13 protein-coding genes, 1 tRNA gene, 2 rRNA genes and 2 pseudogenes are annotated in these 22602 nt (G+C 39.9%); 17 read left to right on the forward strand and 1 reads right to left on the reverse strand.

The window, feature by feature from the left end:
* The first annotated feature begins 195 nt into the window (after positions 1–195).
* The 13 genes from dnaA to ftsH all read left to right on the forward strand — a co-directional run bounded on the left by dnaA (position 196) and on the right by ftsH (position 14661).
* Positions 196–1560 (forward strand): chromosomal replication initiator protein DnaA, encoded by a 1365-nt coding sequence (dnaA, locus tag E3C75_RS01930; RefSeq protein WP_084828394.1) that lies wholly within the window; start codon positions 196–198, stop codon positions 1558–1560.
* A 145-nt stretch (positions 1561–1705) separates the two neighbouring features.
* Entirely contained in the window at positions 1706–2842 is a 1137-nt protein-coding gene (dnaN, locus tag E3C75_RS01935) for a DNA polymerase III subunit beta (protein WP_011226715.1), read from the forward strand.
* A gap of 50 nt (positions 2843–2892) precedes the next feature.
* On the forward strand, positions 2893–3084 hold the full coding sequence (locus tag E3C75_RS01940) for a DUF951 domain-containing protein (protein ID WP_084828396.1): 192 nt from the start codon (positions 2893–2895) through the stop codon (positions 3082–3084).
* A 212-nt stretch (positions 3085–3296) separates the two neighbouring features.
* Positions 3297–4412: a redox-regulated ATPase YchF gene (ychF, locus tag E3C75_RS01945; RefSeq protein WP_002948588.1), complete on the forward strand. Its 1116-nt coding sequence runs from the start codon at positions 3297–3299 to the stop codon at positions 4410–4412.
* 72 nt (positions 4413–4484) lie between these two features.
* On the forward strand, positions 4485–5054 hold the full coding sequence (pth, locus tag E3C75_RS01950; RefSeq protein WP_002948591.1) for an aminoacyl-tRNA hydrolase: 570 nt from the start codon (positions 4485–4487) through the stop codon (positions 5052–5054).
* The gene (gene mfd, locus E3C75_RS01955; protein ID WP_111679056.1) at positions 5047–8553 is read left to right on the forward strand and encodes a transcription-repair coupling factor; all 3507 of its coding nucleotides are present in this window, start codon (positions 5047–5049) and stop codon (positions 8551–8553) included. Before pth ends, mfd begins: the two co-directional genes overlap by 8 nt.
* A 185-nt stretch (positions 8554–8738) precedes the next feature.
* Positions 8739–9014: an RNA-binding S4 domain-containing protein gene (locus E3C75_RS01960; protein WP_002948594.1), complete on the forward strand. Its 276-nt coding sequence runs from the start codon at positions 8739–8741 to the stop codon at positions 9012–9014.
* A complete protein-coding gene (locus tag E3C75_RS01965; RefSeq protein WP_002948595.1) occupies positions 8998–9369 on the forward strand; it encodes an FtsB family cell division protein in 372 nt (123 codons plus the stop codon). Before E3C75_RS01960 ends, E3C75_RS01965 begins: the two co-directional genes overlap by 17 nt.
* The gene (locus E3C75_RS01970) at positions 9369–9500 is read left to right on the forward strand and encodes an SP_0009 family protein (protein WP_022096586.1); all 132 of its coding nucleotides are present in this window, start codon (positions 9369–9371) and stop codon (positions 9498–9500) included. The genes E3C75_RS01965 and E3C75_RS01970 overlap by 1 nt, the downstream gene beginning before the upstream one ends.
* Positions 9497–10789, forward strand: a complete 1293-nt coding sequence (locus tag E3C75_RS01975) for a serine hydrolase (protein ID WP_084828399.1) — start codon at positions 9497–9499, stop codon at positions 10787–10789. The genes E3C75_RS01970 and E3C75_RS01975 overlap by 4 nt, the downstream gene beginning before the upstream one ends.
* Positions 10789–12054, forward strand: coding sequence for a tRNA lysidine(34) synthetase TilS (tilS, locus tag E3C75_RS01980; RefSeq protein WP_133264062.1), 1266 nt, complete (start codon positions 10789–10791; stop codon positions 12052–12054). The genes E3C75_RS01975 and tilS overlap by 1 nt, the downstream gene beginning before the upstream one ends.
* Positions 12055–12135: 81 nt before the next feature.
* Positions 12136–12678 (forward strand): hypoxanthine phosphoribosyltransferase, encoded by a 543-nt coding sequence (gene hpt / locus E3C75_RS01985; RefSeq protein ID WP_002948598.1) that lies wholly within the window; start codon positions 12136–12138, stop codon positions 12676–12678.
* A gap of 15 nt (positions 12679–12693) precedes the next feature.
* Positions 12694–14661 carry an ATP-dependent zinc metalloprotease FtsH gene (gene ftsH, locus E3C75_RS01990; protein ID WP_011680579.1) on the forward strand — a complete coding sequence of 656 codons (1968 nt, stop codon included), beginning with the start codon at positions 12694–12696 and terminating at the stop codon, positions 14659–14661.
* A gap of 42 nt (positions 14662–14703) precedes the next feature.
* Here ftsH and E3C75_RS01995 read toward each other — a convergent pair.
* Positions 14704–15961: pseudogene (locus E3C75_RS01995) on the reverse strand (ISL3 family transposase).
* Between the two features lie 98 nt (positions 15962–16059).
* On the opposite strand from E3C75_RS01995, the pseudogene E3C75_RS02000 reads away from it, so the two are divergent.
* The 4 genes and pseudogenes from E3C75_RS02000 to E3C75_RS02015 all read left to right on the forward strand — a co-directional run bounded on the left by E3C75_RS02000 (position 16060) and on the right by E3C75_RS02015 (position 22529).
* A pseudogene (locus E3C75_RS02000) lies at positions 16060–17410 on the forward strand (IS3 family transposase).
* Positions 17411–17808: 398 nt separating this feature from the next.
* Positions 17809–19356 (forward strand): 16S ribosomal RNA (locus tag E3C75_RS02005).
* Positions 19357–19410: 54 nt separating this feature from the next.
* Positions 19411–19483 (forward strand) — tRNA-Ala (locus tag E3C75_RS02010).
* A gap of 147 nt (positions 19484–19630) precedes the next feature.
* Positions 19631–22529, forward strand: a 23S ribosomal RNA gene (locus E3C75_RS02015).
* Together the 16S and 23S rRNA genes with 1 tRNA gene alongside form the textbook arrangement of a ribosomal RNA operon.
* Positions 22530–22602: the final 73 nt, after the last annotated feature.

Here is a 22602-nt window from a genome sequence, read left to right on the forward strand (position 1 = left end):
TAAAAATAGTGTCTACCCTTTATTTTAAAGGGTTTCTTTATTACCAACAGGCTGTGGATAACTTTTATTCACAGTGTGAATAACTTTTTTTATGGTTGTGGATAACCTCAAAATTTTTCTCTTTCTGACCTGTGGAAAACTTTTTCATTTTATGATAGAATCAGAGGACAAGAATAAAGATGGAGAATTGATAAAATGACCGAAAAAGAGCATTTTTTTTGGAATAAGCTCTTAGAGCTGGCCAAAGAAGAACTAACACAAGCCACTTTTGATTATTATGTCCTAGATACCAAGCTCATCAAAATTCAAGATAACGTTGCTACAATTCTGCTTGAAGAAGTCAAGAAACTATTCTGGGAAAAGAACATGCAATCTTTCATTTTGATGACTGGTTTTGAAGTCTACAATAGTGAGATAAAAGTTGAATATGTCTTTGACGAGGCTCTCGTTAGCGAAACAAAACCAACTTTAGCAAACAATGACTTCAGCAATAAAAGGGAACAACAAACACCTGATCTTCCCACTTTGAACTCGGACTTAAATAGTAAGTATACCTTTGATAATTTTATTCAAGGAGATGAAAACCGCTGGTCTGTAGCAGCATCTCTAGCTGTAGCTGATTCACCAGGAGCAACTTATAACCCTTTATTCATTTATGGGGGACCTGGTCTAGGAAAAACTCACTTGCTCAATGCCATTGGTAATAAGGTCTTACATGATAATCCCCAAGCACGAATCAAATACATAACTGCCGAAAATTTTATTAATGAGTTTGTTTTACATATCCGTTTAGATAAAATGGATGAACTAAAGCTAAAATACCGCCATCTAGACGTGCTTTTAATTGATGATATACAATCGTTGGCTAAAAAGTCTACGCAAGCCACTCAAGAGGAATTTTTCAATACTTTCAATGTCCTTCACGATAATAATAAACAAATTGTCTTGACTAGCGACCGAAATCCAGATCAATTGAATGAGATGGAAGAGCGTCTTGTCACGCGCTTCAAATGGGGCTTGACTGTAAATATTACACCGCCTGACTTTGAAACCCGAGTTGCTATTCTTACCAATAAGATTATGGACTATGATTACCATTTTCCACCTGAAACAATTGAGTATTTAGCTGGCCAATTTGACTCAAATGTCCGCGACTTAGAGGGAGCTTTGAAAGATATTAGCTTAGTTGCAAATGTCCGCCAGTTAGATACGATCACAGTTGAAGTAGCTGCCGAAGCTATTCGTGCACGTAAAATAGATGGCCCTAAGTTAACTCTCATTCCGATTGAAGACATCCAAAGTGAGGTTGGAAAATTTTATAATGTCACGGTTAAAGAGATTAAGGCAACTAAACGAACACAGAATATTGTCTTAGCGCGTCAGGTTGCCATGTATCTTGCGCGTGAAATGACTGATAACTCCCTTCCAAAAATTGGAAAAGAATTTGGAGGAAGAGATCACTCAACTGTTCTACATGCTTACAATAAAATCAAAAATATGCTTACTCAAGATGACAGTTTACGCATTGAAATTGATACCATTAAAAACAAGATAAAATAACACTTGTGGAAAACTTATACACAGTTTTCCACAAGATGTGCACAAGTTTAAAATCTTGATAAAACTGTGATTTAGATATTTATGCACAATATCCACAAGACCTACTACTACTACTAATATAATACTAATAAAATAAAGGAGCAACATGATTCAATTTGCTATTAATAAAGCTTATTTCCTACAAGCCCTTCATACAACTCGACGTGCTATTTCTTCAAAAAATGCTATTCCCATTCTATCAACTATAAAAATCGAAGTTACTAGTGATGGTATCTATTTAACTGGCTCAAATGGACAAATCTCGATAGAGAATAGCATCTCTGCTTCAGAAGAAAATGCAGGTTTATTAATTACACAACCAGGTAGTATCCTTTTAGAAGCGAATTTTTTCATCAACGTTGTTTCAAGCTTACCTGATGTTACTCTTACATTTGAAGAAATAGAACAATACCAAGTATTACTAAAGAGTGCTAAATCAGAGATTACTCTAAAAGGAAAGGATGCTGAGCAATATCCTCGTATTCAAGAAGTTGACAGCTTGACACCACTAATTATGGACACTAAAATGTTAAAATCTATCATTGCTGAAACGTCATTTGCAGCAAGCACGCAAGAAAGTCGTCCAATTTTAACTGGAGTTCACTTTGTTCTTTCAAATCACAAAGATCTTAAAGCTGTTGCCACTGATTCTCATCGTATGAGCCAACGTCAACTTGTTTTGGAACATTCTGCAGATAACTTTGATGTAGTAATCCCAAGCCGATCACTTAAAGAGTTATCAGCAGTCTTTAGTGATGGTATTGAAAATTTGGAAATTTTCTTCTCTGCAAATCAAATTCTATTCCGTAGTGAGACAATCTCTTTTTACACACGTTTACTAGAAGGAAATTATCCAGATACTAATCGTCTCTTGTCAGATTCATTTGAAACAGAGGTTGTGTTTGAAACATCTACCCTTCGTTCTGCTATGGAACGTTCCTATTTGATTTCAAATGCAAGTCAAAGTGGCACGGTGAAACTCGAAATCATCAATGGTAATGTTAGTGCTCATGTTAATTCACCTGAAGTCGGAAAGGTGAATGAAGATATTGATGTGCTAGACGTTTCAGGAAGTGATTTGATTATTAGTTTTAATCCCACTTACTTGATAGACGCTTTGAAAGCACTAAAAAGTGAGTCAGTTCGTGTTCGTTTCATTTCTCCAGTACGCCCATTCACTTTGACACCAGCAGATGACAGTGAAAACTTTATTCAATTAATTACACCTGTAAGAACAAACTAAAATCGAAAAGTTATCCACTGTGGATAACTTTTTTACTAAGGAGGAAGTTTATGTACCAAATTGGAAGTTTAGTTGAAATGAAGAAACCCCATGCTTGTACTATCAAAGCAACAGGAAAAAAAGCTAACGAGTGGGAAGTGACTCGTCTTGGAGCTGACATAAAAATTCGTTGTACAAATTGTAATCATGTGGTCATGATGAGTCGTCATGATTTTGAAAAGAAGCTTAAAAAGGTTTTATAACAGCTATTACGGACGTCACTTACCTACTAGATTCTTATATTAAAAGCTATAGCACTTTGGCAAAATAAAAAGTATCCAAGGTCCCCTAATCGTCTTCCTTATAGCATTTTTCCTTACTTCTCTTTTTCTGATTCTCAAAAGGGAAGTTGCCTATTTTTAACAATTTTTGTGTTATAATTAACTAAATTACTTTTTAATGGAGAAATAAATAAATGGCTTTAACAGCAGGTATCGTTGGTTTGCCGAACGTTGGTAAATCAACTCTTTTCAATGCAATTACAAAAGCAGGTGCGGAAGCTGCTAACTATCCTTTCGCAACAATAGATCCAAATGTTGGTATGGTCGAAGTACCAGATGAGCGTTTGACAAAATTGACTGAACTTATCACCCCTAAAAAGACAGTGCCAACTACATTTGAGTTCACAGATATTGCGGGTATCGTAAAAGGGGCATCAAAGGGTGAAGGGCTTGGAAATAAGTTCTTGGCCAATATTCGTGAAGTGGATGCGATTATCCATGTCGTTCGTGCCTTCGATGATGAAAATGTTATGCGTGAACAAGGGCGCGAGGATGACTTTGTGGATCCGATGGCTGATATCGATACAATCAACCTAGAATTGATTTTGGCTGACCTTGAGTCAATTAACAAACGTTATGCGCGTGTCGAAAAGATCGCTCGTACTCAAAAAGATAAAGATTCTGTGGCAGAGTTTAATATTCTTCAAAAGATTAAACCCGTTCTAGAAGATGGTAAGTCTGCCCGTACAATTGATTTTACTGAGGAAGAACAAAAAATTGTTAAGGGACTCTTCCTCTTGACAACAAAACCAGTGCTTTATGTGGCTAACGTTGATGAAGACCAGGTCGCAAATCCTGATGATATTGATTATGTGAAGCAAATTCGTGAGTTTGCAGCGACTGAAAATGCAGAAGTAGTTGTTATTTCGGCTCGTGTTGAGGAAGAAATTTCTGAGTTGGATGATGAAGATAAGGAGATGTTCTTGGAAGACCTTGGTTTGACAGAGTCAGGAGTCGATAAACTAACACGCGCAGCATATCATTTGCTTGGTCTTGGAACTTATTTCACTGCCGGTGAAAAAGAGGTCCGCGCTTGGACCTTTAAACGAGGGATCAAGGCTCCACAAGCAGCTGGAATTATCCACTCTGACTTCGAGAAAGGTTTTATCCGCGCTGTAACAATGTCGTATGACGATTTGATTAAATATGGCTCTGAGAAAGCTGTTAAAGAAGCTGGACGCCTTCGTGAAGAAGGAAAAGAGTATGTTGTCCAAGATGGTGACATCATGGAATTCCGTTTCAACGTTTAGAAAATAAAAAATAGTGCACAAGGCTGAAAAGTATTTTTCAGTCCTTTTGCTGTTTATCAAAGAGGAGAAATGATGACAAAATTAGTAGTTGGATTGGGAAACCCTGGTTCAAAATACCATGAAACACGACACAATGTTGGTTTTATGGCTATAGACCTAATGGCTAAAGAATTAGGATTAACCTTTTCTGAGGAAAAGACTTTTAAGGCTGAAGTAGCTTCAACCTTTTTAAACGGTGAGAAAGTTTATTTTGTTAAACCAACAACTTTTATGAATCTATCTGGTCTAGCTGTGAGAGCACTGCTAGCTTATTACAATATTCCCATGGAGGATTTTATCGTCATTTACGATGATTTAGATATGGAAGTTGGGAAATTGCGCTTTCGTCAAAAGGGATCAGCAGGTGGTCATAATGGTATTAAATCTATCATTGCTGAAACTGGAACTCAAGAATTTGATCGTATAAAAATTGGCATTGGTCGGCCACAGAAAGGAATGACGGTTGTTAACCATGTTCTTGGAAAATTTAGTGAAGACGATTATGCCATGATTTTACTTACTTTAGACAAGGTAGAGACAGCCCTCCATCACTACTTAAAAACAAATGATTTTGAAGACACCATGAGGCGGTATAATGGCTAATACGATCTTAGAGCTTTTTGAGAAGAATCATCAATTGCTTGAGTGGCGTGATAAGGTAAGCTTATTGAGTAGGCAATTGGTCATGGGATTTTCTGGTTCGAGCAAGGCAGTTGCCATGGCATCTGCCCTTTCTAATCAGGTTCCTAAGATTTTTATAGTTACCTCAACACAAAATGAAGCTGAGCAATTAGTAGGAGATTTGTCAGCTATCTTAGGAGAGGATAAGGTTTATTCTTTTTTTGCGGATGATGTATCAGCTGCTGAATTTATCTTTGCTTCACCAGAAAAAACTCATTCTCGTCTTGAAAGTCTTAACTTTTTAATGGATGAAGAGGCAAGTGGGGTCTTGGTTACAAGTTTAGTTGGTACGAAGTTACATTTGCCTAATCCTAGGGTTTATAAGGACTCTCGCATCGACTTAGTACTAGGGAAGGAACATGATTTAGATGCTCTCAGTAGGCATCTAACGCATATTGGGTATCAAAGAGTAGAGCAAGTTCTTTCACCTGGTGAGTTTAGTCGTAGGGGGGATATTTTAGATATTTACGAATTGACTGCAGAGCTTCCCTACCGATTAGAGTTTTTTGGAGATGAGATTGATGGCATTCGTCAGTTTGATAGCGATAGTCAGAAATCTTTAAACAATTTAGATCATGTTGTTATATCACCGGCGGATGATATTATCTTAACAAGAGAAGATTACCAACGTGCTGAGAAGGCCCTAGAAAGTGCGGTCTCGAAGGCAGACGGTCTTCATAAGGCTTACCTTGAGGAAGTTCTATCAGTGACGATTGATGGTCATCGCCATAAAGATTTACGTAAGTTTTTGTCTCTCTTTTATGACAAAGCTTATACCTTATTTGACTATCTTCCAAAAGGGACTCCTGTATTCATTGATGATTTTCAAAAGATAGTGGACCGCCATGGACGTCTTGAATTGGAAGTGGCTAATCTTTTAACTGAGGATCTTCATCAAGGTAAGTCTCTGAGTCATCTAAACTACTTCGTGGATTCATTTAAGACTTTACGTAACTATCAGCCAGCTAGCTTCTTTTCTAATTTCCATAACGGATTAGGAAATCTTAAATTTGATAAGTTGTATCAATTCACACAATACCCTATGCAGGAGTTTTTCAACCAATTTCCATTACTGATTGACGAAATTCGTCGTTATACTAAGAATAAGGCAACGGTTATTTTACAAGTAGGGTCTGATAAGCAACTTAATTCTTTGAAGGAAACCTTGGAAGAGTACAATCTAGATTTACCTCTTAGTAGCTTTGGAGATTTGATACCTCATAAGGCTCAACTAGTCCTAGGAAACTTATCGAATGGCTTTTACTTTGCAGATGAAAAGGTTGTTCTGGTTACTGAACGTGAGATTTTTCATAAAAAAGTAAAACGTCGTACGCGTGCTAACCATATTTCTAATGCTGAGCGTCTTAAAGACTATAATGAACTTGAAAAAGGTGATTATGTTGTACACCAGACTCATGGTATAGGACAATTTAAAGGTATTGAGACTATTGAAATTAAAGGGGTACACCGTGACTACTTGACCATTCAATATCAGGATGCTGCAACAATTTCTCTACCTATTGAGCAGATTGAGAGTCTCTCTAAGTATGTGTCAGTGGACGGGAAAGAGCCTAAAATTAATAAACTCAATGATGGGCGTTTCCAAAAGACCAAACAAAAAGTAAGCAAGCAGGTAGAGGATATTGCTGATAATCTCTTAAAACTCTATGCCGAGCGAAGTCAACTGAAAGGATTTACTTTTTCACCGGATGATGATAATCAAAGGGATTTTGAAGATGAGTTCTCCTATGCTGAGACAGTGGATCAACTGCGTTCCATTAAGGAAATTAAGGCGGACATGGAGTCAGACAAACCTATGGATCGTCTCTTGGTTGGTGATGTTGGTTTTGGTAAGACAGAGGTAGCCATGCGTGCTGCCTTCAAGGCGGTCAATGATGGGAAGCAAGTTGCTATCCTAGTTCCTACCACAGTTCTTGCCCATCAGCATTATATAAATTTTAAAGAGCGTTTTGAAAATCATGCTGTTGAAGTAGATGAACTCAGTCGTTTTAGAAGTAAAAAAGAGCAAAATGAGACTATTAAAAATCTAGCTAAAGGACGTATTGATATTATTATTGGTACCCACCGCTTGTTGTCTAAAGATGTTAAGTTTTCTGATTTAGGCTTGCTAGTAATTGATGAAGAACAACGTTTTGGCGTGAAGCATAAAGAGAAACTTAAGGAGTTGAAAGCTAAAGTTGATGTCCTTACTCTAACTGCGACCCCTATTCCTCGTACACTTCATATGTCTATGTTGGGTATTCGTGATTTGTCGATTATTGAGACAGCACCTACCAACCGTTATCCAGTTCAAACTTATGTTATGGAAACCAATCCTGGTCTTATTCGAGAAGCGATATTAAGGGAGATGGACAGAGGTGGCCAGATTTTTTATATTTATAATCGTGTTGAAACCATTGATCAAAAAGTTTCTGAACTGCATGAGCTAGTCCCTGAAGCACGTATCGGATTTGTTCATGGTCAGATGAGTGAAGTTATGTTGGAGAATACTCTCTTAGATTTTTTGAATGGTGATTACGATATTTTGGTAGCAACGACCATTATCGAGACAGGCATTGATATCCCCAATGTTAATACACTTTTCATTGAGAATGCAGACCATATGGGCTTGTCTACCCTTTATCAGCTAAGAGGTCGTGTGGGACGTAGTAATCGAATTGCCTATGCCTACCTTATGTATCGTCCTGACAAAGTGTTGACGGAAGTCTCAGAGAAGCGTTTGGATGCTATTAAGGGATTTACAGAACTGGGATCAGGTTTCAAAATTGCTATGCGTGATTTATCGATTCGCGGTGCAGGGAATATTCTTGGTGCTTCTCAAAGTGGTTTCATCGACTCAGTCGGATTTGAAATGTACTCGCAACTCTTGGAAGAGGCTATCAATAAGCGTCAAGGTAAGACTCAGGTTCGTCGAAAAGGAAATGCAGAGTTCAATCTTCAGATTGATGCTTACCTTCCTTCTGACTATATTTCTGACGAGCGCCAAAAAATTGAAATTTATAAGCGTATTCGTGAAATTGAGAATCAGAAAGACTACCAGGACCTTCAAGATGAGTTGATTGACCGCTTTGGAGAATATCCAGATCAAGTTGCCTATCTCATTGAGATTGGTCTGGTTAAGGCCTATTTAGATGCTGCCTTTGCAGAATTAGTCGAGCGTAAGAACGATACTATCATCGTTCGTTTCGAAAAAGTCTCTCTAAAATTCTTCTTGACACAAGACTATTTTGAAGCCATCTCTAAGACAAATTTAAAGGCAAGAATTAGTGATAACCAAGGAAAAGTAGAGATTATTTTTGATGTTCGTAACAAGAAAGACTATGAAATCCTTGAAGAATTAAAGATTTTTGGTCAGACATTTATGGAAATTAAAAAACGTAAAGAAAAAAAAGAAACTTAAGGAAAGTTTAAGTAAGTCTCTATATACTATAAAACATCCTAAAACTTTTCTTTTTCATAATTCTCTGAGAGGGTCTACTAGTATCGATCCTCTTATTTTTGTGTTTGAAAAGGCTTTAGTCACCTATTTTTTTTTTAAAAATGCTATTATAGAAGAAGTATCCTAACGGAAAGGAAACAGTAACATTGAGATTAGACAAATATTTAAAAGTATCACGAATTATCAAACGCCGTCCAGTGGCTAAAGAAGTAGCTGATAAAGGGCGTATTAAAGTAAATGGTGTACTCGCTAAGTCATCTACAGATTTGAAAATCGGTGATCAAGTGGAAGTTCGTTTTGGAAATAAACTTTTGACTGTTCGTGTTCTAGAAATGAAAGACAGTACGAAAAAAGAAGATGCAGCAAAAATGTATGAAATTATAAGTGAAACAAGGATTGAAGTGGATGAGCAAGAAGCCTAATATTGTACAACTTACTAACGATTACATTGATAATGCCAATCAAGAGCATCGTTTAGAGCGTGCCGAACACGAACAAAGGAATCGCTTTATGGGGTGGATTCTCTTTGTGGTTGTTTTACTCTTTATCTTGCCAACTTATAATCTAGTTGAAACGTATATGAATATTAAACAGCAAGAGAAGGAAGTCTTGTCATTACAGAAAGACTATGATAAATTGTCAGATCAGACAAAGGAACGAAAGGATTTGGCTAAGAAACTTAAGGATGATGCTTTCGCTGAGAAATATGCGCGTGCTAAGTATTACTATTCACGTGAAGGAGAGTCTATCTATCCTGTACCAAGCTTATTACCCTAATGAAAGATTTACTTAAAACTGTAGAAATTTTTTTAACCTATTCAGAAGCCAAGTTAGAGGAACTATCAGAAAAAAATCAGCAACTTAAAACGGATGTACCGAGGAAAGAGGGGGTGAAGAAACAAGCATGAAAAAGCTATTAATAGCTGCAACTGCTGTGCTTGTATCTTCTAGCCCTATATTCCTACTTCCTATGGAGAAAGAGCTAACTCTGACTCCAAAACAGGTCCAAAACTTGTCTCAAAATACTATAGCTAGCTTGAGTCAATTTAAACAGATTCCTAAAAATCCGAGAACGATAACAAATATCCTAACTTATAAGAACAAGGAATTAACAGAATTTAAAACCAGTATCAAAGCAGATACCAAACTATCGATTTCTGCTATTTTTTGGAATGCTAAAGGTGAACCTGTTTTCCAACTTCAAGATGGTGATTTTGTAGCCGCTAGTCAGAAATTAATTATTGATGATAGTGTCTATAATCAAAAACCGGTAGACATGACCTTCTGGACTAAAGATGGTTTAACAGTTTACAAAGCCCCCTACGTTTTAGGAACTGAAAAAGCTGACTCTAAACTCGCTAGTTTCAAACCGATAAAGGTTAGCCGAGCTGCCCAGACGCATGCTGGAACTTATTATTTAGCAGATGGAGAGGGTTGGATTAATGCTTCTGACTTGTCAACTACAGATAATCGCATCGAGGATGTCCAGAGGGTCCTTAATGAGAAGTATAACAATCAAGAGCACATCTCAGTTTATGTCAAGCAGCTTGATACAGACCGCGTAGCAGCTATCAATGACGAAAAAAGCATGTATGCAGCTAGCGTAGCCAAGTTAGGTGTACTCTATTATGCACAGGAACGTCTGTCTCAAAAGAAATTATCATTATCCAATGAGTATCAATATACCTCTACTGTGAATGGTTTTCCAGGTGCTTATGATCCAGATGGCTCAGGAAAGATTAGTAAGATGACTGATGATAAGAATTATAGCTTGGAAAACTTGTTAAAGGCTGTAGCCCAAAATTCAGATAATGTAGCGACAAATATCTTAGGTTATTATGTAGCTAATCAGTATGATAATTCTTTCCAAAAATCAGTAGATAAGGCGTCAGCAACCTCATGGAATATGGATAAAAAAGAGTTGACTGCTAGAGCAGCAGGTACTTTGATGGAGGCTATTTATAGGCAAAATGGGGATATTATTAATTATCTTTCAAGTACAGACTATGATGGCGAACGTATTTCAAAAAATATTGATGTCCCTGTTGCACATAAAATAGGGGATGCCTACGATTTTAAACATGATGTCGCTATTGTCTATACAGATTCTCCCTTTATTCTTTCGATTTTTACAGATAAAGAAGGCTATGACAAAATCACCTCAATTGCAGATGATGTTTATGGAATTTTAAAATAATGACAGAAAAATTGTTGCAAATGATGCAAGCAAAAGGTTATTTTAACCAGCACAAGAAAGTTTTAGTAGCAGTATCAGGTGGAGCAGACTCGATGAGTTTGCTGCACTTTTTGTATAACCATCAAAAAGATTTGGATATTCAGCTGGGCATTGCTCACGTTAACCATAAGCAACGGCAAGAGTCGGAGTACGAAGAAAATTATTTACGTCATTGGGCAAAGGAACATAAGGTACCTTTTCACTACAGCGCATTCTCAGGAAAGTTTTCAGAAAATGCCGCCCGTACTTTTCGCTATGATTTTTTTAAGCGAATTATGAAAGAAGCTGACTACTCTGCTCTTGTTACAGCCCATCATGCTGATGATCAGGCTGAGACAATTTTTATGAGATTGTTGAGAGGAAGTCGTTTAAGACATCTGAGTGGGATTTGTGATGTAAGATCATTTGGCACTGGTCAGATTATTCGTCCCTTTTTGCATATTCCGAAAGATCAACTTCCCGTAACCTTTCATTTTGAAGATAGGAGTAATTCTTCTTTAGCCTATCTCCGAAATCGCATTAGACTGACCTACCTCCCTACTCTATCTCAGGAAAATCCTAAATTTAAGGAGCATCTTTGTCTTCTAGCAGATGAGATTGCCCTTATGGAGAAAGCATTAGAGGAGTTAACGAAGGATATTACTATAACCGATTTGTCTGTTTTTCAACAACAGACAGATGCTGTCCAACACCTTCTTATTCAGAGTTATTTAGAATCCTTTCCTGATTTACAGCTTTCAAAAGGTCAGTTCAATCAATTGATGAGTTTCCTAAGAAAAAAAACTTCAGGAAAGATGCCACTAAAAAATGGTTACGTGTTAGTCAAAACACAGACGGATTTCTTAATAACCAAAGAAGAGCCCATCAGCCTATCTTCTCCAAGCCTCCTAGAATTTGGAAAATCTATTGTGTTTGAGGAATACATATTGACTTTTTCTGAACCACATGTCGTTTCTAATGTGGATACTATTAATATTTGGTCTGATGCGCCGATAGTGATTCGTCATAGACATGAAGGTGATAGGATTGACTTGGGTACTCACCACAAAAAAATAAGACGATTGTTCATAGACAATAAAATTTCAGAGAAAGATCGTCAAAAAGCCATTATAGGGGAACAAGATGGTCAGATTATTTTTCTCTATGTTGCGGGGCGTCTCTATTTGAAAAAAAGGCCTAAAAATGCTATACTTTATGGCACTGTTGTCATTTATAAGAAATTCTAATCAAATACCATGTTAAAATAACGATGATTGAAGTAAAAGTGGTATAATAAGACAATATCGACTTCGAGAAAGGGAAACCAAATGTTAGAAAAAGACATTAAAAAAATCCTCTTTTCCCAAGAGGATATCGTAACTAAAACTAAAGAACTAGGTCAACAACTGACAAAGGATTATGCAGGAAAAAATCCCCTTTTAGTATGTGTGTTGAAAGGTGCTGTTCCATTTATGGCAGAACTTATCAAACATATTGATACACATATTGAGATGGACTTTATGGTTGTTTCAAGCTATGGTGGCGGGACTGTCAGCAGTGGTGAAGTAAAGATTCTTAAGGATGTAGATACTAATATCGAAGGGAGAGACGTTATTTTTATTGAAGATATCATCGATACGGGTCGTACGCTCCTTTATCTTCGAGACATGTTCAAATACCGCAAAGCAAGCTCAGTAAAAATTGCAACTCTTTTTGATAAGCCAGAGGGTCGCGTCGTGGATATTGAGGCTGATTATGTATGTTATGATGTCCCTAACGAATTTATTGTTGGTTTCGGACTAGATTATGATGAAAAATACCGTAACCTTCCTTACGTTGGTGTCCTAAAAGAAGAAATTTATAATAAGTAAAGGGCTAATTAACTTATGAATAATAAAAATAATAATAGCTTCTTACGGAATGCTTTCCTTTACATCGTAATGATTATTGCGGTTGTAACGGCAGTACAGTATTTTGTTGGAGGAAGTCAAAGTCCAAGTCAACAATTATCTTATACCCAGTTGATTAAGAAAATTGAAGATGGTAAGGTAAAATCAATTACCTATCAACCTAATGGTAGTATCATTGAAGTTAAAGGAGACTACAAAAAGGCTGAAAAGGTTGATAATGACCTAAGTTTGCCATTTTTAGGTGGAGCATCGTCAGAGACACAAAGATTTACATCAACTGTGCTTCATAATGAAACGATAATACAGGCATTACAGTCAGCTTCAGAAAAAGCTAATGTTAATATCAAAATGATACGTGAAAGTTCAAGTGGTACTTGGATTTCGTATCTCTTTAGTTACCTTCCTTTGATTGGTATTGCTATTTTTTTCATTTTTATGATGAATCAAGGTGGTAATCGCGGTGCCATGAACTTTGGCCGTAATCGTGCTAAAGCTCAGTCAAAAGAAAATATTAAAGTTCGCTTTACAGATGTAGCCGGTGCAGAAGAAGAAAAAGAAGAACTTGTAGAAATAGTAGATTTCCTCAAAAATCCACGTAAATATAAAGCTTTGGGTGCACGTATTCCTAAAGGAGTCCTCCTCGAAGGCCCTCCAGGAACAGGTAAAACCCTCCTTGCTAAAGCTGTGGCTGGTGAAGCTGATGTACCATTCTTTAGCATCTCAGGTTCTGATTTTGTTGAAATGTTTGTCGGTGTCGGAGCTAGCCGTGTACGTAGTCTGTTTGAAGATGCTAAAAAGACAGAGCGTGCTATTATCTTTATTGATGAAATTGATGCTGTTGGTCGTCGTCGTGGTACCGGAATGGGAGGTGGCAATGATGAGCGTGAACAAACCCTTAACCAATTGTTGATAGAGATGGATGGGTTTGATGGTAATGAGAATATTATTGTCATTGCTGCAACCAACCGTAGTGATATTCTTGATCCAGCCCTTCTACGTCCGGGACGTTTTGACCGTAAAGTTCTTGTTGGACTCCCCGATGTAAAAGGTCGTGAAGCCATCTTGAAAGTACATGCTAAGAATAAACCATTGGCTGAAGATGTCAACCTTAAGGTTGTTGCTCAGCAAACTCCAGGTTTTGTTGGAGCTGACTTAGAGAATGTCTTGAATGAGGCTGCTTTAGTTGCGGCACGACGTGGTAAGACTAAGATTGATGCTAGTGATATTGATGAAGCAGAGGATCGTGTCATTGCTGGACCATCTAAGAAAGATCGCCAAGTTTCGGAACATGAACGTAAAGTTGTTGCCTACCATGAGGCTGGTCACACGATTGTTGGATTAACACTCTCTAGTGCTCGTGATGTTCACAAAGTTACTATTGTTCCCCGAGGTCGTGCGGGTGGCTATATGATTTCTTTACCAAAAGAAGATCAAATGTTGTCATCTAAAGACGAACTGAAAGAACAATTAGCGGGATTGATGGGAGGACGCGTTGCAGAAGAAATTATTTTTAATCTTCAAACTTCTGGTGCTTCCAACGACTTTGAGCAGGCAACACAGTTAGCACGTGCAATGGTTACTGAATATGGTATGAGTGAAAAACTTGGACCAGTCCAATATGAGGGGAACCACGCGATGAACCCAGGTCAATTCACGCCAGACAAGTCTTACTCAGCTCATACAGCTCAACTCATCGACGAAGAAATTCGATCACTTTTAGTTGAGGCACACGACAGAGCAGCTGAAATTATCAATGCAAACCGAGACACACATGCTCTTATTGCAGAAGCTTTGCTTAAGTATGAAACACTTGACGCTGCACAAATTAAATCAATTTATGAGACTGGTAAGATGCCGGTAGATTCAGAAGAAGATAACCATGCTTTATCCTTTGATGAAGTTAAAAAGAGACTTGAAAACAAAAATAAAGATGAAGAAGAGTAGAATTTTTCGGATCTTTGTCAACTGTAGTGGGTTGATGAAAAGTTACAACCTGGAGAGGACCAAATTGGTTCTCTCCTCTTTGATGTTCAAAACAATGAAAATTCTAGTTTTAAAGTTGTCAAAGTTCCGGAAGCTAAAAGCATTTCGCTTGATGACTTTGATGAGGTTAGTGGTAGCCTCTAGTTTTGCGTTTGAGTGGGGAAGTTCCAGTGCATTCATAATCTTGTCCTTATCTTTCAAAAAGGTCTTAAAAAGAGTTTGAAAAATAGGATTTACAGAAGAAATTGTTTCTTCAATAAGACTAAAGAAATGTTCCGTTTGTTTCTCTTGAAAATGAAAGAGTAGGAGTTGATAGAGATTATAGTGCTGTCTAAGTTCTTGTGAGTATGAAAAGAGCTTTTCTAGAACCTCTTTATTGGTCAAGTGTGACCGAAAAGTTGGTTGATAAAATCGTTTATCACTGAGTTTACGGCTATCCTGTTGGATGAGTTTCCAGTAACGTTTCAGTGCTTTATATTCGTGCGATCTCCGATCAAACTGATTCATAATTTGTATGCATACGCGATTCATTGCTCGATTGAGATGCTGGACAATGTGAAAGCAGTCGAGAACGATTTTTGAATTTGAAAAAAGTTTTCTAGCAATATCGTAGTAGGGACTAAACATGTCTATGGTAATGACTTTCACACGACATCTCACCTGTCTAGAATAACGAAGGAAATGATTGCGAATAGTTGCTTGAGTCCGTCCATCTAGGATAGCTACGATCTTTCTTGTATCGTAGTCATGTGCAATAAAGCTCATCTTACCTTTCTTGAAGCTGTACTCATCCCAGCTCATGTGTTCTGGAAGGTGGTTAAGATCAGACTTGAACTCGAACTCTTTCAATTTACGGATGACTGTCGAAGTAGAGACCGATAAAGTTTCGGTGATAGTGGTCATAGAGACTTTCTCGATTAATTTTTGAGTGATTTTCTGGTTGACGATCGTTGAAATTTGGTGGTTCTTTTTGAACTAAGGAAGTCTCTGCGACAGCCATTTTTTCCGCATACGTTACAACGAAAGCGGCGTTTTCTCAATCGAATAAGAGTTTTGTAGACCGCACACTCTAGATAGGGAATTTTAAATTCTTTTTGGAAGTCAAATTTAGCCATTTGTCCTTGACAGTCGAGACACTTAGGAGCAGGGTAATCTAGCTTAGCGATGATTTCTTTATGTGTTCCAGCATCCAAATAATCCAAGATTATGATGTTCTTATCTCAACTCTGAGTATGTTTATGATAAAATCTAATTGTTCCATTAGGTTCTTTCTAATGATGGTTTGGTCACTTTTCATTATAGGTTGAACTGCACCCCAAAAGTTAGATAGAAAAATCTAACTTTTGGGGTGTTTTTATTATGAAATTAACTTATGAAGATAAAGTTCAAATATATGAATTGAGAAAGCAAGGTCAAACCTTCAACCAACTTTCAAAACGATTTGGTGTGGGTGCTTCTGGATTAAGATATATGACGAGATTGATTGAACGTTACGGAATAGAAATTATCAAGAAAGGTAAGAATTGTTACTATTCTCCAGAATTAAAACAAGAAATGATTGATAAAGTGCTACTTGAAGGTCGTTCACAAAAAAGTGTAAGTCTTGATTATTGTCTTCCAAGTGGTGGAATGTTGCCTAACTAGATAGCACAATATAAAAAATGGGTATACAATTCTTGAGAAAAGAAGAGGCAGAGTACCTAAAATGGGGCGTAAACGTAAGAAAACTTGGGAAGAAATGACAGAACTAGAGCGACTCCAAGAGGAGAATGAACGCTTACGTACCGAGGTGGCCTACCTAAAAAAGTTAAAAGAGTTAGAGGAAAGGGACGAAGCCTTACAGCGAGAAAGGCAGAAACAGTTAGAGAAAAGGGTTTCAGGAGGATTTCGACTAGATTTACTTCTTGAAACTGCACGTTTTGCTCGCTCGACTTACTATTATCAGTTGAAACAACTAGATGGGCACGACAAAGATGAAGAGACTAAAGGCTAAATTCAAGAAATTTATTATGAGCATAAAGGAAATTATGGCTATCGCCGAATAACTCTTGAATTGAGGAATCGTGGTTTTGTAGTGAACCAGAAGAAGGTCCAACGTCTGATGAAGCTCTTTGGTTTAAGTTCCCAAATTCGTCGTAAACACAAATATTCTTCATACCAAGGAGAAGTTGGCAAGAAAGCAGATAACCTTATTCAACGCCAGTTTGAAGCAGCCAACCCCATGGAAAAGTGCTACACAGATGTGACAGAGTTTGCCATTCCAAATAGCACACATAAATTGTATTTATCGCCTGTTTTAGATGGTTTCAACAGCGAAATTATCGCTTATAATCTCTCAACTTCACCAAACTTAGAACAAGTGAAATCTATGTTAGACCAGTCCTTCACAGAGGAGCATTATGAAAATACAATTCTCCATAGTGACCAAGGTTGGCAATACCAACATCAGTATTATCATCAATTTTTAGAGGATAAAGGGATCCAACCGTCCATGTCACGTAAGGGAAATAGTCCAGACAATGGTATGATGGAGTCCTTCTTTGGCATTCTTAAGTCTGAGATGTTTTATGGTTACGAGAAGACGTTTCACTCACTTGAGCAATTGGAACAAGCTATTGTAGCCTATATTGATTATTACAACAACAAACACATTAAGGTAAAATTAAAAGGACTTGGTCCTGTGCAATACAGAACTAAGTCCTTTGTGTAAATTAATTGTCTAACTTTTTGGGGTCAGTACAGGTCTTATGGGACTTTTTTAATTTTTTCTACTTTTAATGAAAAAGTTCACTAATAACAAAAAATTATTAAAAAAGGTTCCAAAACTTTAAAAAAGCTATTGACAAGTTTAAGAAGGGATGATATTATAAATAAGCTGTTTCGTGAGAGACGGCCAGCACGAAGAAGAGAAAAAAACTTCAAAAAAGTGTTGACAAGATATTCTGTCTTTGCTAGAATATAGAAGTTGTCTCAAGAGAGGCAAAGACCTTTGAGAACTGAATAAGAAACCAAGTGCAGGGTTATGATAGAAGAATTATAACCTGTCAATTTACAAGAATAAATCGTCAGACGACGGTAATGAGTTAACGCTCGAACAATTATTAAAGTATTAATGAGAGTTTGATCCTGGCTCAGGACGAACGCTGGCGGCGTGCCTAATACATGCAAGTAGAACGCTGAAGAGAGGAGCTTGCTCTTCTTGGATGAGTTGCGAACGGGTGAGTAACGCGTAGGTAACCTGCCTTGTAGCGGGGGATAACTATTGGAAACGATAGCTAATACCGCATAACAATGGATGACACATGTCATTTATTTGAAAGGGGCAATTGCTCCACTACAAGATGGACCTGCGTTGTATTAGCTAGTAGGTGAGGTAATGGCTCACCTAGGCGACGATACATAGCCGACCTGAGAGGGTGATCGGCCACACTGGGACTGAGACACGGCCCAGACTCCTACGGGAGGCAGCAGTAGGGAATCTTCGGCAATGGGGGCAACCCTGACCGAGCAACGCCGCGTGAGTGAAGAAGGTTTTCGGATCGTAAAGCTCTGTTGTAAGTCAAGAACGGGTGTGAGAGTGGAAAGTTCACACTGTGACGGTAGCTTACCAGAAAGGGACGGCTAACTACGTGCCAGCAGCCGCGGTAATACGTAGGTCCCGAGCGTTGTCCGGATTTATTGGGCGTAAAGCGAGCGCAGGCGGTTTGATAAGTCTGAAGTTAAAGGCTGTGGCTCAACCATAGTTCGCTTTGGAAACTGTCAAACTTGAGTGCAGAAGGGGAGAGTGGAATTCCATGTGTAGCGGTGAAATGCGTAGATATATGGAGGAACACCGGTGGCGAAAGCGGCTCTCTGGTCTGTAACTGACGCTGAGGCTCGAAAGCGTGGGGAGCGAACAGGATTAGATACCCTGGTAGTCCACGCCGTAAACGATGAGTGCTAGGTGTTGGATCCTTTCCGGGATTCAGTGCCGCAGCTAACGCATTAAGCACTCCGCCTGGGGAGTACGACCGCAAGGTTGAAACTCAAAGGAATTGACGGGGGCCCGCACAAGCGGTGGAGCATGTGGTTTAATTCGAAGCAACGCGAAGAACCTTACCAGGTCTTGACATCCCGATGCTATTTCTAGAGATAGAAAGTTACTTCGGTACATCGGTGACAGGTGGTGCATGGTTGTCGTCAGCTCGTGTCGTGAGATGTTGGGTTAAGTCCCGCAACGAGCGCAACCCCTATTGTTAGTTGCCATCATTCAGTTGGGCACTCTAGCGAGACTGCCGGTAATAAACCGGAGGAAGGTGGGGATGACGTCAAATCATCATGCCCCTTATGACCTGGGCTACACACGTGCTACAATGGTTGGTACAACGAGTTGCGAGTCGGTGACGGCGAGCTAATCTCTTAAAGCCAATCTCAGTTCGGATTGTAGGCTGCAACTCGCCTACATGAAGTCGGAATCGCTAGTAATCGCGGATCAGCACGCCGCGGTGAATACGTTCCCGGGCCTTGTACACACCGCCCGTCACACCACGAGAGTTTGTAACACCCGAAGTCGGTGAGGTAACCTTTTGGAGCCAGCCGCCTAAGGTGGGACAGATGATTGGGGTGAAGTCGTAACAAGGTAGCCGTATCGGAAGGTGCGGCTGGATCACCTCCTTTCTAAGGAAAAACGGAATGTACTTGAGTTTCTTATTTAGTTTTGAGAGGTCTTGTGGGGCCTTAGCTCAGCTGGGAGAGCGCCTGCTTTGCACGCAGGAGGTCAGCGGTTCGATCCCGCTAGGCTCCATTGAATCGAAAGATTCAAGTATTGTCCATTGAAAATTGAATATCTATATCAAATTCCATATGTAAGTAATTACATATAGATAGTAACAAGAAAATAAACCGAAACGCTGTGAATATTTAATGAGTTAGGTCGAAAGGCCAAAAATAAGGTTAAGTTAATAAGGGCGCACGGTGGATGCCTTGGCACTAGAAGCCGATGAAGGACGTGACTAACGACGAAATGCTTTGGGGAGCTGTAAGTGAGCAATGATCCAGAGATGTCCGAATGGGGGAACCCGGCAGGTAATGCCTGTCACTCATTACTGTTAAGGTAATGTAGAGGAAGACGCAGTGAACTGAAACATCTAAGTAGCTGTAGGAAGAGAAAGCAAAAGCGATTGCCTTAGTAGCGGCGAGCGAAACGGCAAGAGGGCAAACCGAAGAGTTTACTCTTCGGGGTTGTAGGACTGCAACGTGGACTTAAAGATTATAGAAGAACTACCTGGGAAGGTAGGCCAAAGAGAGTAATAGCCTCGTATTCGAAATAGTCTTTATACCTAGCAGTATCCTGAGTACGGCGAGACACGAGAAATCTCGTCGGAATCTGGGAGGACCATCTCCCAACCCTAAATACTCTTTAGTGACCGATAGTGAACCAGTACCGTGAGGGAAAGGTGAAAAGCACCCCGGGAGGGGAGTGAAATAGAACCTGAAACCGTGTGCCTACAACAAGTTCGAGCCCGTTAATGGGTGAGAGCGTGCCTTTTGTAGAATGAACCGGCGAGTTACGATATGATGCGAGGTTAAGTTGAAGAGACGGAGCCGTAGGGAAACCGAGTCTTAATAGGGCGCATTAGTATCATGTCGTAGACCCGAAACCATGTGACCTACCCATGAGCAGGTTGAAGGTGAGGTAAAACTCACTGGAGGACCGAACCAGGGCACGTTGAAAAGTGCTTGGATGACTTGTGGGTAGCGGAGAAATTCCAAACGAACTTGGAGATAGCTGGTTCTCTCCGAAATAGCTTTAGGGCTAGCGTCGATGTTAAGTCTCTTGGAGGTAGAGCACTGTTTGGGTGAGGGGTCCATCCCGGATTACCAATCTCAGATAAACTCCGAATGCCAATGAGATATAATCGGCAGTCAGACTGCGAGTGCTAAGATCCGTAGTCGAAAGGGAAACAGCCCAGACCACCAGCTAAGGTCCCAAAATATATGTTAAGTGGAAAAGGATGTGGGGTTGCACAGACAACTAGGATGTTAGCTTAGAAGCAGCTATTCATTCAAAGAGTGCGTAATAGCTCACTAGTCGAGTGACCCTGCGCCGAAAATGTACCGGGGCTAAAACATATTACCGAAGCTGTGGATACCTTTATAGGTATGGTAGGAGAGCGTTCTATGTGCGAAGAAGGTGTACCGTGAGGAGTGCTGGAGCGCATAGAAGTGAGAATGCCGGTATGAGTAGCGAAAGACAGGTGAGAATCCTGTCCACCGTAAGACTAAGGTTTCCAGGGGAAGGCTCGTCCGCCCTGGGTTAGTCGGGACCTAAGGAGAGACCGAAAGGTGTATCCGATGGACAACAGGTTGATATTCCTGTACTAGAGTATATAGTGATGGAGGGACGCAGTAGGCTAACTAAACCAGACGATTGGAAGTGTCTGGCCAAGCAGTGAGGTGTGATATGAGTCAAATGCTTATATCTTTAACATTGAGCTGTGATGGGGAGCGAAGTTTAGTAGCGAAGTTAGTGATGTCACACTGCCGAGAAAAGCTTCTAGCGTTAATTATACTCTACCCGTACCGCAAACCGACACAGGTAGTCGAGGCGAGTAGCCTCAGGTGAGCGAGAGAACTCTCGTTAAGGAACTCGGCAAAATGGCCCCGTAACTTCGGGAGAAGGGGCGCTGACTGATGGTCAGCCGCAGTGAATAGGCCCAAGCAACTGTTTATCAAAAACACAGCTCTCTGCTAAATCGTAAGATGATGTATAGGGGGTGACGCCTGCCCGGTGCTGGAAGGTTAAGAGGAGTGCTTAGCGTAAGCGAAGGCATGAATTGAAGCCCCAGTAAACGGCGGCCGTAACTATAACGGTCCTAAGGTAGCGAAATTCCTTGTCGGGTAAGTTCCGACCCGCACGAAAGGCGTAATGATTTGGGCACTGTCTCAACGAGAGACTCGGTGAAATTTTAGTACCTGTGAAGATGCAGGTTACCCGCGACAGGACGGAAAGACCCCATGGAGCTTTACTGCAGTTTGATATTGAGTATCTGTACCACATGTACAGGATAGGTAGGAGCCTATGACCTCGGGACGCCAGTTTCGAGTGAGGCGTTGTTGGGATACTACCCTTGTGTTATGGCTACTCTAACCCAGATAGGTTATCCCTATCGGGGACAGTGTCTGACGGGCAGTTTGACTGGGGCGGTCGCCTCCTAAAAGGTAACGGAGGCGCCCAAAGGTTCCCTCAGAATGGTTGGAAATCATTCGCAGAGTGTAAAGGTATAAGGGAGCTTGACTGCGAGAGCTACAACTCGAGCAGGGACGAAAGTCGGGCTTAGTGATCCGGTGGTTCCGTATGGAAGGGCCATCGCTCAACGGATAAAAGCTACCCTGGGGATAACAGGCTTATCTCCCCAAGAGTTCACATCGACGGGGAGGTTTGGCACCTCGATGTCGGCTCGTCGCATCCTGGGGCTGTAGTCGGTCCCAAGGGTTGGGCTGTTCGCCCATTAAAGCGGCACGCGAGCTGGGTTCAGAACGTCGTGAGACAGTTCGGTCCCTATCCGTCGCGGGCGTAGGAAATTTGAGAGGATCTGCTCCTAGTACGAGAGGACCAGAGTGGACTTACCGCTGGTGTACCAGTTGTTCTGCCAAGAGCATCGCTGGGTAGCTATGTAGGGAAGGGATAAACGCTGAAAGCATCTAAGTGTGAAGCCCACCTCAAGATGAGATTTCCCATGATTTTATATCAGTAAGAGCCCTGAGAGATGATCAGGTTGATAGGTTAGAAGTGGAAGTGTGGTGACACATGTAGCGGACTAATACTAATAGCTCGAGGACTTATCCAACGAAAGTAACTGAGATATATTGACAACGATTTGGTTTCTTGATACAGTATAGATATTCAATTTTGAGTTGAGA

Origin of the sequence: Streptococcus thermophilus (genome assembly GCF_010120595.1) — a bacterium.
Lineage (GTDB): Bacteria > Bacillota > Bacilli > Lactobacillales > Streptococcaceae > Streptococcus > Streptococcus thermophilus.